This window comes from Aquiflexum gelatinilyticum (genome assembly GCF_024741135.1).
Classification (GTDB): domain Bacteria; phylum Bacteroidota; class Bacteroidia; order Cytophagales; family Cyclobacteriaceae; genus Cognataquiflexum; species Cognataquiflexum gelatinilyticum.
Genome location: NZ_JANSUY010000002.1, coordinates 117859 through 131680, shown reverse-complemented (window position 1 = coordinate 131680; position 13822 = coordinate 117859). Strand labels below are relative to the sequence as shown.

Annotated in this window: 12 protein-coding genes; 5 read left to right on the top strand and 7 right to left on the bottom strand. The window is 44.0% G+C overall.

The window, feature by feature from the left end; all coding sequences use genetic code 11:
• The first annotated feature begins 7 nt into the window (after positions 1-7).
• The gene (locus NU887_RS04440; protein WP_258422154.1) at positions 8-1348 is read left to right on the top strand and encodes a glucuronyl esterase domain-containing protein; all 1341 of its coding nucleotides are present in this window, start codon (positions 8-10) and stop codon (positions 1346-1348) included.
• A 357-nt stretch (positions 1349-1705) separates the two neighbouring features.
• Here NU887_RS04440 and NU887_RS04435 read toward each other — a convergent pair whose 3' ends face one another.
• Positions 1706-3538 (bottom strand): phosphoenolpyruvate carboxykinase (GTP), encoded by a 1833-nt coding sequence (locus tag NU887_RS04435; protein WP_258422153.1) that lies wholly within the window; start codon positions 3536-3538, stop codon positions 1706-1708.
• Positions 3539-3891: 353 nt separating this feature from the next.
• Here NU887_RS04435 and NU887_RS04430 point away from each other — a divergent pair, with 353 nt between their 5' ends.
• Entirely contained in the window at positions 3892-4956 is a 1065-nt protein-coding gene (locus NU887_RS04430; protein WP_258422152.1) for a hypothetical protein, read from the top strand.
• Positions 4957-5114: 158 nt separating this feature from the next.
• Here NU887_RS04430 and solA read toward each other — a convergent pair whose 3' ends face one another.
• Both solA and NU887_RS04420 read right to left on the bottom strand, forming a co-directional pair.
• Entirely contained in the window at positions 5115-6281 is a 1167-nt protein-coding gene (gene solA, locus NU887_RS04425) for an N-methyl-L-tryptophan oxidase (RefSeq protein ID WP_258422151.1), read from the bottom strand.
• A 17-nt stretch (positions 6282-6298) separates the two neighbouring features.
• Positions 6299-7975, bottom strand: coding sequence for an amidase (locus NU887_RS04420; RefSeq protein WP_258422150.1), 1677 nt, complete (start codon positions 7973-7975; stop codon positions 6299-6301).
• A gap of 74 nt (positions 7976-8049) precedes the next feature.
• Here NU887_RS04420 and NU887_RS04415 point away from each other — a divergent pair, with 74 nt between their 5' ends.
• The gene (locus NU887_RS04415; protein WP_258422149.1) at positions 8050-8487 is read left to right on the top strand and encodes a hypothetical protein; all 438 of its coding nucleotides are present in this window, start codon (positions 8050-8052) and stop codon (positions 8485-8487) included.
• A gap of 139 nt (positions 8488-8626) precedes the next feature.
• Positions 8627-9595, top strand: a complete 969-nt coding sequence (locus NU887_RS04410) for a sugar phosphate isomerase/epimerase family protein (protein ID WP_258422148.1) — start codon at positions 8627-8629, stop codon at positions 9593-9595.
• A 5-nt stretch (positions 9596-9600) separates the two neighbouring features.
• Here NU887_RS04410 and NU887_RS04405 read toward each other — a convergent pair whose 3' ends face one another.
• The 4 genes from NU887_RS04405 to NU887_RS04390 form a co-directional block, all read right to left on the bottom strand.
• A complete protein-coding gene (locus NU887_RS04405) occupies positions 9601-9921 on the bottom strand; it encodes a hypothetical protein (RefSeq protein ID WP_258422147.1) in 321 nt (106 codons plus the stop codon).
• A gap of 20 nt (positions 9922-9941) precedes the next feature.
• Positions 9942-11342, bottom strand: a complete 1401-nt coding sequence (fumC, locus tag NU887_RS04400) for a class II fumarate hydratase (protein WP_258422146.1) — start codon at positions 11340-11342, stop codon at positions 9942-9944.
• A 75-nt stretch (positions 11343-11417) separates the two neighbouring features.
• Positions 11418-11903, bottom strand: coding sequence for a hypothetical protein (locus tag NU887_RS04395; RefSeq protein ID WP_258422145.1), 486 nt, complete (start codon positions 11901-11903; stop codon positions 11418-11420).
• Between the two features lie 91 nt (positions 11904-11994).
• The gene (locus NU887_RS04390) at positions 11995-12375 is read right to left on the bottom strand and encodes a RidA family protein (protein ID WP_113923586.1); all 381 of its coding nucleotides are present in this window, start codon (positions 12373-12375) and stop codon (positions 11995-11997) included.
• 160 nt (positions 12376-12535) lie between these two features.
• Between NU887_RS04390 and kynU the strand changes: the two genes are divergently transcribed.
• On the top strand, positions 12536-13822 hold the full coding sequence (kynU, locus tag NU887_RS04385) for a kynureninase (protein ID WP_258422144.1): 1287 nt from the start codon (positions 12536-12538) through the stop codon (positions 13820-13822).

The window sequence follows — 13822 nt, the reverse complement described above, 5'->3', positions numbered from 1 at the left end:
CCCAAAAATGAGACATTCCCTTCCGCTTCTTTTTCTGTTTTTGATCCTGATTTCAGTTCCTTCTTTTTCGCAGATGTCACAACAGGCAAGGGACAGCATTGCCAAACTGAGTCGGGAGGACCATCAGTTGATGATGGACATGCTTGGCATCAAGTCCCTCCGTCCCGGACCATCCGGCAATCCGGAAGCGCCAAATGCCGCAAATGCTGACGAATCTAAAGCGACAGCCTACACCTCGCTTCCCGATCCTTTGGTCTTCGATAATGGTTCCAAAGTCAATACTCCGGAACAGTGGGAATCACGTAGGCTTGAAATCAAAGAAGCTTTTGACAGAGAAATCTACGGTCGGATTCCCGAAAATGTGCCTGCGGTGACATGGAAAGTAAAATCTGAAAAGGACAGCCTCATCGGCAACACACCAGTCAAAGTCCGTGAGTTGCTCGGCATTGTGGACAATTCATCGTATCCTTCGATAGAGGTCACCTTGGAAATGACCATTACCACACCTGCCAATGGGAATGGGAAGGTTCCTTTGGTTTTGGAATTCGGTTGGAATTTTCCTGCCAATTTCCGTCGACCTCCTCAGGACGGTAAGCCTTGGCAAGAACAGATTCTGGATAATGGTTGGGGATATGCCATTCTCATACCGACTAGCTATCAGGCTGACCACGGTGCCGGACTGAGAGGCGGCATCATCGGCTTGGTCAACAAAGGCGAACCTAGAAAAGCAGATGATTGGGGTGCACTTCGGGCTTGGGCTTGGGGAGCAAGTCGGGCCATTGACTATTTTGAAACTGACAAAAAAGTAGATGAAAAGCGTGTCGTAATCGAAGGCTTGTCCCGGTATGGCAAAGCAGCAATAGTAGCCATGGCTTATGATGAGCGTTTTGCAATCGGCTTTATCGGTTCCTCAGGTGCGGGTGGTGCTAAAATTCTTCGCCGCGTTTTTGGAGAACAGGTAGAAAACCTTGCTTCCTCTGCGGAATACCATTGGTTTGCACCCAATTTTATCAAATATGCAGGACCGCTCAGCCCTAATGACCTTCCCGTCGATGCCCACCAACTCATTGCGCTCTGTGCGCCGAGGCCGGTATTCATTAGTGTGGGTTCGCCCGAAGTCGAAGGACAATGGATCGATGCAAAGGGAATGTTTTTGGCGGGAGTGTATGCCGGACCGGTGTATCGGCTTTTGGGAAAAAATGATCTAGGAACGAATGTTTTTCCTCCACAGGAAACAGGTCTTCTAAAAGGAGAAATCGCCTTCAGACAGCACAGCGGCGGCCATACTGTCGTCCCAAATTGGCCGACATTTATCCAATATGGGAATAGGTATTTTTGGGGGAAGTAAGGATTGGAGGAGGATGTTCTTTCCTTATTTTAAAGATTATGTAGCTCCTTAAGTCCAATACTTTTTTAGAGCAATTTTTTTTCGAATCTTTAAAATTTAAACTGAATGTTATTTGTAAAGGCGGTGAGGAATGACGGCGAACCGGGCCGGCCTTGGCCTTGTGCGCGGATAGGATTTCGCCGTCTTGACTTTTTTGGCAACTTTTTTTGTCAAGAAAAAAAGTGGCTATGAAAATAGACAATTGGTTTAACATCCACGCATAGAAACCTTTTAACAAATTGGTGGAAATTTTTCCTTGAAAAAAAAATCCCTGCAAGTTTAAACTTACAGGGATCTTTGGTTAGGATATGGAAGAAACTAGTGGTCTCCTCTTTCAGACGCTAGGTCTACTTTATCCGGTGATCTCCACAAGGCCGAAAGCAACAACTCCCTCATAAAGAAAAACTCTTTCGGGACTTTGTCATAGGCTTTTTCGAACAGTTCACTGTGGCCAAGCAATTCAGTCTTCCAAGGCTCCGGCTCGATCATCATGATCTTGTCAAATTCCTCTTTGCTGAAATCATGCATGCCTTCCCAGTCCATGTCCTTATATCTTGGTCTCCAGCCAATCGGACATTCGACAGCAGAAATCCTTCCTTTGCATCGGCCGATAATCCACTTGAGCACACGCATGTTGTCACCAAATCCTGGCCAGATGAAGTTGCCTTCCTCGTCTTTTCTAAACCAGTTGACACCAAAGATTCTTGGAGCGTTTTGCAAGTCCCTGCCAAACTGAAGCCAATGGTTGAAATAATCCCCCATGTGGTAACCCATAAATGGCAACATCGCAAATGGATCCCTCCTGACTTTTCCTACTTCTCCAAAAGCTGCCGCAGTAGTCTCTGAACCCATTGTCGCGGCCATATAGACACCAAAATTCCAGTTGAAAGCTTGGTATACCAATGGCACCGTTGTGCTTCTTCTTCCTCCAAAAACGAATGCTGTGATCGGCACACCTTCGGCATTGTTCCATTCAGGATCTATTGCAGGATTTTGGTTTGCAGGAGCGGTAAATCTTGAATTGGGATGTGCTGCAGGTTTTCCGCTTGCTTTGTCATAAGGTTTGCCGTGCCAGTCAGTGAGACCTTCCGGCATCTCTTTGGTCATGCCTTCCCACCATACATCCCCGTCAGCAGTGATGGCGACATTGGTAAAAATTGTGTTTGCCCGGATGCTTTCCATTGCATTGGGGTTGGTCTTGTAGTTGGTGCCGGGAGCCACGCCAAAGTATCCTGCTTCGGGATTGATGGCGTGTAATCTTCCGTTTTCTCCTTTGTGAATCCATGCAATGTCATCGCCGATGGTGGTGATGCGCCACCCTTCCATTTCTTTTGGAGGGATCATCATGGCAAAGTTGGTCTTACCGCAGGCACTTGGAAACGCGGCCGCGATATAGCTTTTTTCCTTTTGGGGACTTTCCACGCCAAGAATCAGCATGTGCTCAGCGAGCCATCCTTCTTCTCTTCCCATGGTGGAAGCGATTCTGAGTGCAAAGCATTTCTTACCCAAAAGGGCATTTCCGCCATAACCGCTTCCATATGAAATGATGAGTCTTTCTTCAGGAAAATGGGATATGTATTTGACAGTAGGATTGCAGGGCCACTTGACGTCCTTGGCACCCGGCTCCAAAGGGGCACCAAGCGTATGGATACATTTGACAAAATGCTCGTCAATGTACTTCAGGATAGGTGCTCCCATTCTGGTCATGATTCTCATGTTGACGACCACGTATTCGCTGTCTGTAATCTGAACACCGTATCTGGAAAGGTGCGAACCCACAGGACCCATGCAAAAAGGAATGACATACATTGTCCTGCCTTTCATGCTTCCGGCAGTAAGCCCGTTCAAAATTTCCTTCATTTCAGTCGGATTCATCCAATTGTTGGTCGGTCCGGCATCTTCTTTTCTTCTGCTGCAGATAAAAGTTTTGTCTTCGACCCTAGCCACATCGCTTGGGTCCGAAAAACATGCAAAACTATTCGGTCTCTTCTCCGGATTGAGTTTGATGAAGGTTCCTTTATCCACCATTTTTTGACAAAGTATATCATACTCTTGTTCGGAACCATCACACCAATGGACATGATCCGGACCAAAGTGGCCCGTCATTGAATCCACCCAGTCCTTTAATTCAGTTTTGATTTGTGTCAGCATAGTTTCTTGATTTTAGCAGATTGTTTTTTTAAAGTTAAAATTTGGGTTTAGAAGTTAATCGTAGTTTTTTTTGTTGTAAAAATACAGGCACTCAATTCAAAAAGCCTATTTCTTTCTTTATTTAGAATTTTATATTTTTTGATTAAATTTTACCTGATTTCCACAACCCTAAATTATTCATTTCTGAGCGAAAAATAGCCTAAAGTCAGGTGATTAAAATTTTACTAAATCATGATAGATGTCATTTTCAGGTAATTATGAAATCTGTCATCTGACGTTACTCACTTGATGTTGAACCTGTTTTGTATGTAATTTAATTTCTTCTCAAAAAATAGCTTCAAACCAAAAATACTATGGGTAAATTTTCTTTTGTTCTGACTTTGGTATTCTACCTATGCCTGTTGTATTTGAATTATCCAAAGCCGAATATGGGAGGTGACAATGCCATGGGATATGGATTGGGTTTGTCGTTTTTCGGTTTAGGGATTTCCTTAGGGAGCATTGGATTGTTTTTCTACTTGTCCAGACTTGGGGTCTTTGGTATGCTGACTCCGGATCCATTTTGGAGAAATTTTTTGGCAGTAATACTTTGCATCGCATTTGTAATTACCGTGTTTTTTTCAGCCGCACTAAAATGGGACAATATCACCGAGGCAGTGAGTTTTTCCCCTTGGCTGGCCAATATGAATTCCCTGATTTGGTTTCCTTTGTTGATTTTCATTCCATCGTTTCTGGTGCTTTTTTTGGGAAAAGAGCCAATTTTTGCACCGGTAAGGATCTTTTTCTCCATAGGATTTTTGTTTAGTCTTGTCTTTACGGTTGGTCTGTTGGTTGATTGGCTTGTCTACCAAAGTAAGCAGCAAAAAGAAATAATTTCGCAAATCCAGACACAGGACAAAGAACAATATGAAACTTACATGAGGGAAATTGAAGGTTTGGATTCTACCCAAAGTATCCTTGGGATTTTGCCGCTCACTGGGAGGTTTCACGAAGCTGAAGTCAGGGAGGCGGCAGTTGAAAAAATCAAATCAAGGCCTGATTGGGAAAGTGAATTGATCGGGATTCTGGTGTCTGAGTACAATTACCATTATGCCTATGATTTTTTGGATGGCAACATGGTGGACCATCCGGCTTTGTTTACCGAGCCGGTCCGACTCAGTATCCTGCAGATGGCCGCTGATATCCGTTCGGCAATACCCGATTCAAACAACCTTCAGGAATGGTCTTTTGATCATTTTGGGGTTGAAAGGTTACTCCGTGTGGTTGACGGGCAACTTGCGGGACAGGGTATGGATTTTTATCCTGCGATCCTCGAAGTCCGAAAAGCTTTGGACACCGCACCTCCGGACCGATTTAAAGGAGTCAAGTATTCAGTTACGTCAGTTTTGGATAACTGGATAAAGAAGAATGCGAGATGAAGAACAATCAAAATAAACTAGGGAAACCATGGCGCTCAAAGCAAATGAAGGGGCTTGTGACCAAAACAATATCAATCAATATCCAATATCAATTAATATCTGTTTACAATTGAAATGATGGATAAGACCAGATTAGCATACAAATATATGCTCCTAAGTTAATAATCCCGGAAACCAAAAACCTCCAAATCAAACCTAGGCTTTTTCCCAAGGATTTTATCAGCAATGCCTTCTCCAAGTCCGGCGGAGTGTTTGAACCCATGACCGCTGCAGGCTGAAGCCACCAAAACTTCCGGGAAATCAGGCAATTCATCCACCACAAAATAGGAATCAGAGGTGACTGTATAAATGCAGACTTTGGATTGGACTACTTTTTTTTCGATGTGGTTAAATCGGTTGGCGATTTTATTTTGGATAAAATCCTCACATTCTGCTTCTGAAACATCCCTCAAAATCGTGTCGGGATGGTTTCTTTCTACAAAGGATTCCGAGGCGACTTTGATCGTAGCGCCATCCAAAGAAGGAAAACCATAGATAAAATCTTCCGGACCCGAATCATAGCCCCACATGAAAATGGGGGTTTTTCCCAGTTCAAATGCTTTTCCTTTTTTGGGAATCCAATGCAAGATCTGTCTGCAGATTTTGAATTGAGTCTTGACAAAGGAAGGCAGGAAATCCTTGACCCAAGGACCGGCGCTGATCACAGCCTGAGCCGCTTCGAATGTCCCTTGGTTGGTTTGGATTCGCACACCCCCACCTGGCAAAGGAGAAATACTCAATACTTTTGTGTGGGTTTTGATGACTGCGCCGTTTTGTCCCGCAAGTTGGAGTTGGGTCGAAATCGCCAGCTCGGGCCGGAGAAATCCTGCACTCGGCTCGTAATAGACTTTGCCGCTTTCTTCTAAATTGAATTCAGAATATCGGTTTCCGAGTTCTTGGGCATCAAAAACCTCATAGGGTATGTTTCCCTCTTGTGCGAATTTCACTGTCCTTTCGAAAAACCCTTCCGAGCCATGCTTCGCCCAACTTTGGATTCCAGAGTCAAAAAGCAAACCGCCTGTTGTCGTCATGATGGTAGACCCTGTTTGGGACTCAAGTTCTTTCCAGATTTCATGGGACCTCTTGACAATGGGCACAAAATCCATTCCTTCGCCGACCGCAAGTCTGGTAATCCTGGTTTCCCCGTGGGAAGAACCCATGGTATGTGGAGGGGAGAATTGGTCGATGCCAAGAATTTTTTTTCCTGATTTGCTAAGTTGCCACAGGGTCGATGAACCCAATGCTCCCAGACCAATTACCGCCACATCGTAAGTATTTCTTTCCATTGGGGTTGGATGGAATATTATTTATCAAAAAAGGCAGGTCTCTTTTTCTGCCAATCGGTTTTTTCCTGATAAGCTTTGCCCAGCATGATCAGTTTTTCTTCGTCAAAAAGATTGGCAAGAAAAGTAATGGAAGTCGGACTCCCGTTTTCAGCAAAACCGTTTGGCATACAAAGGGCCGGATGTCCAGTCAGGTTGGTGATCTGAAGCTGGTTTCCTGCAAAGGAAGGAGTGACTATCACATCATATTCCTGAAACAAGGCGTGCATCTCTTCGATCAAAATGCTGCGATACCGGTTGGCTTGGATGTATTCGACTGCCGGGATGAAACGTGCTGCACGGAAGAGATTTGGCCAAGCATTGCGGTGTTGGGCGACCATTTGGTCATCAAGATTCAATCTTGTCAAATCATCAAAAGCCGCTGCACCTTCCACATAAAGGGAAATCAGCATACTGCTTGGATCGACAGAAGTTTTGAGTTCGACAGGATGGAGTTCCAATCCCATCGTCCTCAGGTCTTCCAATACTTTTTTATCCTTGTCTATGTTGGCTCTTGTCCCTTCGAAAAAAGGAGCAAAATATCCGATTTTGAGGTCTTTGATGGAATTTTTGGAGTTGTATTGAAATGCAGCGGCGATAGTGCTTTTGTCTTTGGGGTCAAATCCATTAATGACAGAAAGGACAATCCCGTTATCCAAAGCCGACCTGGAAATTGGGCCGATTTTGTCCATGCTCCAGCTGAGTGCCATCGCACCATGTTTGCTTACCCGGCCATATGTAGGTCTCAATCCGGTCACGCCGTTTCTTGTGGATGGCGAGACAATGCTTCCGAGTGTTTCTGTTCCGATGGCAAAAGGAACCAATCCCGCACTCACCGCGGATGCTGAACCTGCCGAGGAACCGCTGGAACCTTGCTTCATGTTCCAAGGATTTTTGGTCACCCCTCCGTACCAAACATCTCCCATGGCCAATGCACCCAAGGTAAATTTTCCCACCAAGACTGCGCCTGCTTCATTGAGTTTTTCTACTACTGTGGCTGTTTCATCGATCGTTTGATCTTTGTAAGGCATGGCGCCCCATGTGGTTTTGGTACCTTTTACTGCCAACAAATCCTTGATACCATAAGGAATTCCATGCAACGGACCGCGGTAGATTCCTTTTGCAAGCTCAGTATCCATGGCTTTGGCTTTTTGCATGGCCTCAGTTTCCATCAAGGTAATAAGGCACTGAAGGGTATCTGAATAAAATTTGATCCTGTCGAGGTAGATTTTTGTCAACCTTTCCGAGCTCAGCTTTTTGCTTTTGATCAAAGAAGAAAGTTCAGCAACAGAAAGGTAGGCGATGTCAGCTTCTTTTTTGGGTAGACTGACATTGACAGGTAATCCCCAATCACTTTCTTCCTGAATCTGGTTTGGTACAAAACCATGGGGAAGGGGGTTGAAACCAATGGCTGGAGCAACTGAATTTGTGATGGGCTGCATGCGCATGGTCTCATAACTTGTCCTGTAATTGGTCAGGTTGCGGTTCATGCTGTCCCTCTCGGCCGGTGAAAATTCCAAACCGATCAGGACCTCTGCGTTGGCAATGTTTTCGGAAGTGATGTCAGCCATCATTTTGCCGCCGACAAATCCGGCGGACAAAAGAACTATTCCTCCGACAATTAAACCTATCTGGTTCCTATTTATGATTCTGTTCATGTAGATTTACGTTTTGGAAAAAACCTATTCGTATGGGTAAATGTTATTTTCAAGGAATATAGGCAATTTAGATTATGGACAAAAACAGCATTACACCAAGTTTTCCAATGCCCCTGCGCGGCCTGTTATTGCTTACAGGGATGTACACCTTTGCTTGGTCGACTTTCTTCCGATATTTTGGAGAAGACTTTTTGAAATGGCTTTCGATGAATCCAGATTACCTCGCTGATTCCAATACCAACGTCTTCGGGATTTTCGGGATGATCTTGGGATTTCTGATTTTTATGAGTGCCTTTTATCCGATCAGTTGGCAGTATTTGATTTTGGTCGGGATCATCGGACATCTGGCACTTCTGGTTTGGGTTTTGGTTGCCTTTATCCCTGATTTGGGATGGAACAAAAGAACTGTGTTCCAAATCGGTTTCAATCAAATCATCTGGATGGTATTACTGATTGTTGTATTTATCCGTTCCGTCAAGGTGAAGAAATATATACAAACGCTCGATAGCTAAATCCGTGGTTGATTGGCTTTAATTATAATGAAAAGCCAAATATCAAGAATATCCAACCCAAAATTGTTGGTGTTAAAATTGATTCCCGATATTTTGCTGAAATTCGATTTCGAATCTTTATTTCAATAACCTTAAACCTATGAACAGAAGAAATTTTATCCAAAAAAGTGCCATGGCAGTAGCTGCAGGTAGTGTAATCCCTCATTTGTCTCTTGCTGATGACATCCAAAAAATCAAGTCATTGGGCGTTGCCTTGTTTACTGTTCCCAAAGCCCTTTCCGCAGATTTTGAAGGAACGCTTAAAGTTATCTCCGAAATCGGATACAAAGAATTGGAGTTTTTTGGGCCGTATACATTTTCGGATGAAGCCACCAAACAAGGTTGGAAAATGGCGGCCAATGCCTTGGGTTTTTCCGGAAGCGGGTATTTTGGAAAAACGCCAAAAGAGGTCAAGGAAATTTTAAACAGGTATGGACTTTCTGCCCCAAGCATCCATGTGGATTTACCGACTTTGAGAAACAACATGGAAGGTGTTGCTGAAGCAGCGCACGTGGTCGGGCACAAATATGTGGGCATCGCCATGATTCCGGATGACATGAGGAAAAGCCTCGAAGACTACAAAAAAACCGCTGAGATCTTCAATCAGGTCGGTGAATCTGCCAAGAAAAACGGCTTGACTTTCTTCTATCATAACCATGGCTATGGCCACAAAGCCGTAGATGGCGTGGTTCCTTTCCAGATGATACTTGACAACACAGATGCTGATTTGGTCAAAATGCAGATGGATGTTTTTTGGTTTACCGCGGCAGGCATTGACCCCATCAAATACCTCAAGGAAAATCCAAAAAGGTTTCCTTTGCTCCATGTCAAAGACATGCGTGAGAAAAAGACTTTTACTGGAGATGGTGGGAATATGGGTGAATGGATGGGATTGTTCCCGTACCTGGCTGATGCAGGCGATGGTGTTTTGGACTTGTCCGGTATTCTTTGCGAAGCAAAAAAATCAGGAGCCAAGCATTTTCTGTTAGAAAAAGACCTGACTCCTGACCATGTAAATGCCCTCCAAAAAAGCTTTGATTATCTCTCTGCTTTGAACCTGAAGTGCTGATTGTCTTAAAGAAGGATAATCAAAAGGATAATAATAATAATCAAAGCCCCTGTGGAAATGTAAAGACCAGTACCTCGGAGGGCTCTGGCTTCTTTTTCCAAGCTTTTCAGTTCCGCTTTGATTTCAGCTTTTTCAGCTTTTTCAAGATTGGATAATTCCATATCGCGGATTTCAAGAACCCGGGCTTCGATTTCCTCGAGTTTTACTTGCTCTTCGGCAGTCAAAACTTTGGGTTCTTTCTTGCTTTTGTTTTCAGCAAATGTAGGGGTGGTGGAAAACAGGAGCAAGGTGGCCGCTGTAGTCATCAAAAGGTTCGATTTTTTCATATGGGGTAAAATTGTTGTGTTTATTTAAGACTGCCGATCATGTCTTCCGGCTTCACCCATTCGTCAAACTGTTCGTTTGTCAATAGACCCAATGACAAAGCAGCTTCTCGCAGGCTCGTGCCTTCTTTGTGCGCTTTCTTGGCAATAGCAGCAGCATTTTCATAGCCAATATAAGGATTTAATGCTGTAACCAACATCAGGGAATTTTCCAGATGTCTCTTGATAAATGCTGTATTTGGCTCGATACCAATGGCGCAGTTGTCATTGAAGGAAACGCATGCATCTCCTATCAAACGGGCTGATTGGAGGAAGTTGGCAATCATCATCGGTTTGAATACATTCAATTCAAAATGTCCGTTTGATCCGCCGATGGAAATAGCAACGTCGTTGCCCATAACCTGTGCGGCAACCATCGTCATGGCCTCCACTTGGGTAGGATTGACCTTGCCGGGCATAATGGAAGAACCCGGTTCATTTTCAGGGATCAGGATTTCACCGATACCGGATCTTGGTCCTGAAGAAAGCATCCGGATGTCATTGGCGATTTTCATCAGACTTACTGCCAATTGCTTCAAGGCGCCGTGGGATTCTACAATACCGTCGTGCGCTGCAAGCGCTTCAAATTTGTTAGGTGCAGTGACCAAAGGCTGACCGGAGAATTGGGCGATTTTGGCAGCCACCAATTCAGAATACCCTGCAGGGGTATTCAATCCGGTACCGACTGCAGTTCCACCAAGGGCAAGTTCTGAAAGGTGTGACAAGGTATTTCTCAAGGCTTTGAGGCCATGTTCAAGTTGGGCGACATAGCCCGAAAACTCCTGTCCCAAAGTAAGCGGCGTGGCATCCATGAAGTGTGTTCTTCCGATCTTTACCACACCCATAAATTCCTCTGATTTGGACTTCAGTGTATTTCTGAGTAATTCCACGCCAGGAATGGTGGTTTCCACTACCATCTTGTAGGCCGCAATGTGCATGGCGGTGGGGAAAGTATCGTTCGAAGACTGTGATTTGTTCACATCATCGTTGGGGTGAATTTTCTTTTTGGCATCTTCCAATGAACCTCCCAAAAGTACATGAGCCCTGTAGGCAATGACTTCGTTGGCATTCATGTTGGATTGTGTCCCAGATCCCGTCTGCCAGATCACAAGAGGAAACTGATCATCATGCTGCCCTGTCAATATCTCATCGCAGACCTTGGCAATGATATCTGCTTTGTCCTGAGTCAATACTCCGAGCTCGGCATTGGCGATGGCAGCCGATTTTTTGAGGATGGCAAATGCCCTGATGATTTCGATAGGCATCCTGTTTTTTTCGCCGCCAATTTTAAAATTGTTGATAGACCTTTGGGTCTGCGCTCCCCAATATTTGTCAGCAGGAACCTCAACAGGTCCCATGGTATCTTTTTCTATCCTGATGCTCATATTTTGAGTTATTTGGTTATTCTTTTGATGCGCTAAATTACTACCTGATCCGAATAATACATAAGGATAGGGGAATTAATCCATCACTTTGAGATTGAGGATTTCATGGAAAATTCCCTTGGAGAGCTTGATTTTCCTTTTGAAATAAATCCAGGCAAAGTAATAATTCCCTATACAGGCCAGGATACTCAATCCTGCATAGATTGGTTTTTGTGTAACAAAGCCAAAAAACACTGCCAATGTCAAGGTAACCACAGTCCAAAATCCAAGAAAAAATGCTGAACTCGGAAAAAGGCGGTATTGGAGAAACAAGATGCATCCTTTTGGTGTAGCCTCGATTTTGCCCAAAATCAATGGTAAAAAACTATCTGGCTTATTGACTACCAAGGAAAGTCTGAATGATTCTTTTTCCACTTTTCCGTTGAATTGAAATCCTTTTTGAAGCCTTTCTTCATAATCCAAAAAGTTGACATCCAGGGTTACCTTTTCTAGCCGCTGTTCCACTTCCTTTTTGGACAATGCAGATACGAGCACTTCGCTATGGTTTGGAAATGGATTCATTGGATTTTAACTCTAGCTTACCAAAAAAGTTATTGCGCCGGACTCCGCTTTAAAGTAAGGTACCGATTGATGCCTGTAGAACTCTGATTTTCTATTTTACTGCAATACAGGAAATTTCCACATTGACATTCTTCGGAAGTTTGCTGACTTCGACGGTTTCCCTTGCAGGCGGATTGGTTTTGAAATACTGCCCGTATGCTTCATTGATTGTCGCAAACTGACCCATATCCCTTATGAAGATGGTACACTTGACCACATCGGCAAAGGTAAAACCTCCAGCTCTCAGCACAGCATCCATATTTTTCATGACGGCGTGGGTTTCTTCGGTAATATTTTCATTGATCAACTCACCGGTGACAGGATCCAAGGCAATCTGACCTGACAGATAAAGCGTATTTCCGGTTTTAACAGCTTGGCTATAGGGCCCGATAGGCGCAGGGGCATCACTTGAGAAGATGATTTCTTTGGACATGGGATATCTATTTTTGTGCAAAATACAGATTCAGAAACAACCGCCGAAATCAAATCGGTTTTTTTCAAAACAGAAACATGGTAATTTTGATGATGGAGACAAACCTATTGCCTTGATGGTGGTTTAGTCTTTGCCAACACCCTTCTTTCCATTACTAAAAATGAAAAATACAGACTACCGATTTTCAGAAGATTTTGCCAGAAATATGGATGAACAGGATCCTATGAAAGGATTCCGGGAAAGGTTCTATTTTCCCAAGGTAGATGGGAAGGAAGCGATTTATTTTTGTGGCAATTCCCTTGGGCTACAACCCAAAACTACAAAAGAATACATCCAAAAGGAGTTGGATAACTGGGCCAATCTGGCAGTTGACGGACATTTTCATGGAGAAGACGCATGGTATCATGTCCGCAAAAAATCCAAACCGGCTTTGGCCGAAATAGTCGGCGCCCATGAACATGAGGTGGTGGCAATGAATAACCTAAGTTCTAACCTTCATTTTTTGATGGTGTCCTTTTACCAGCCCACCAAAGATCGCTTTAAGATCATTACTGAAGCAGGTGCCTTCCCCTCAGACATGTACATGCTCGAGACTCAGGTAAAGTTTCATGACTTGGATCCCGATCAGACAATTATCGAATTGAAGCCAAGGGAGGGGGAATATACGCTGAGGACTGAAGACATTCTTAAAACCATTTCAGAAAATCAGAGCCAACTTGCCTTGGTCATGATGGGAGGTTTGCAATATTATACCGGGCAAGTGTTTGACATGGAGGCGATCACTGCCGCGGGACATGTAGCAGGAGCAAAAGTGGGTTTTGACCTTGCCCATGCAGCTGGAAATGTTCCTCTTCAATTGCATGATTGGGGAGTGGATTTCGCTACTTGGTGCAGCTACAAATACATGAATTCAGGACCCGGCAACATCTCGGGTATTTTTGTACATGAGCGCCATGCCGAAAGTCCCGACTTACCGAGATTTGCTGGTTGGTGGGGACATGATGAGGGAGAGCGGTTTAAGATGGAAAAAGGTTTTAAGCCGATGTTTGGTGCAGACGGATGGCAATTGGCCAATTCTAATGTAATCGCTTTGGCTGCACATCAGGCATCCTTGGATATCTTTCAGGAAGCAGGCATGGATAGACTGAGGCAAAAAAGTGAACTTTTGACAGGTTATTTGGAGTTTTTACTCCAAGAAATAAACGGGGAACGGGGCGTTATTGAAATAATTACCCCTAAAAATACCAACGAAAGAGGCTGTCAATTATCTTTGCTAGTCAAAAAAGGCGGAAAAGCTGTCTTTGATGAGCTTTACCAAAATGCAATAGTAGGGGACTGGAGACATCCAAACGTAATCAGAATCGCACCCACACCGTTATATAACAGTTTCATGGATGTTTATCAATTTGCAAAAATCCTGGAACAATCCCTTCACAAATTTGCCTGA

Bases quoted from the DNA above. Each gene is read 5' to 3' on its own strand.
- NU887_RS04390 (WP_113923586.1), bottom strand. From the start codon at position 12,375: ATGTCCAAAGAAATCATCTTCTCAAGTGATGCCCCTGCGCCTATCGGG.
- NU887_RS04410 (WP_258422148.1), top strand. From the start codon at position 8,627: ATGAACAGAAGAAATTTTATCCAAAAAAGTGCCATGGCAGTAGCTGCA.
- NU887_RS04395 (WP_258422145.1), bottom strand. From the start codon at position 11,903: ATGAATCCATTTCCAAACCATAGCGAAGTGCTCGTATCTGCATTGTCC.
- NU887_RS04430 (WP_258422152.1), top strand. From the start codon at position 3,892: ATGGGTAAATTTTCTTTTGTTCTGACTTTGGTATTCTACCTATGCCTG.
- kynU (WP_258422144.1), top strand. From the start codon at position 12,536: ATGAAAAATACAGACTACCGATTTTCAGAAGATTTTGCCAGAAATATG.
- NU887_RS04435 (WP_258422153.1), bottom strand. From the start codon at position 3,538: ATGCTGACACAAATCAAAACTGAATTAAAGGACTGGGTGGATTCAATG.
- solA (WP_258422151.1), bottom strand. From the start codon at position 6,281: ATGGAAAGAAATACTTACGATGTGGCGGTAATTGGTCTGGGAGCATTG.
- NU887_RS04420 (WP_258422150.1), bottom strand. From the start codon at position 7,975: ATGAACAGAATCATAAATAGGAACCAGATAGGTTTAATTGTCGGAGGA.
- NU887_RS04415 (WP_258422149.1), top strand. From the start codon at position 8,050: ATGGACAAAAACAGCATTACACCAAGTTTTCCAATGCCCCTGCGCGGC.
- NU887_RS04405 (WP_258422147.1), bottom strand. From the start codon at position 9,921: ATGAAAAAATCGAACCTTTTGATGACTACAGCGGCCACCTTGCTCCTG.
- NU887_RS04440 (WP_258422154.1), top strand. From the start codon at position 8: ATGAGACATTCCCTTCCGCTTCTTTTTCTGTTTTTGATCCTGATTTCA.
- fumC (WP_258422146.1), bottom strand. From the start codon at position 11,342: ATGAGCATCAGGATAGAAAAAGATACCATGGGACCTGTTGAGGTTCCT.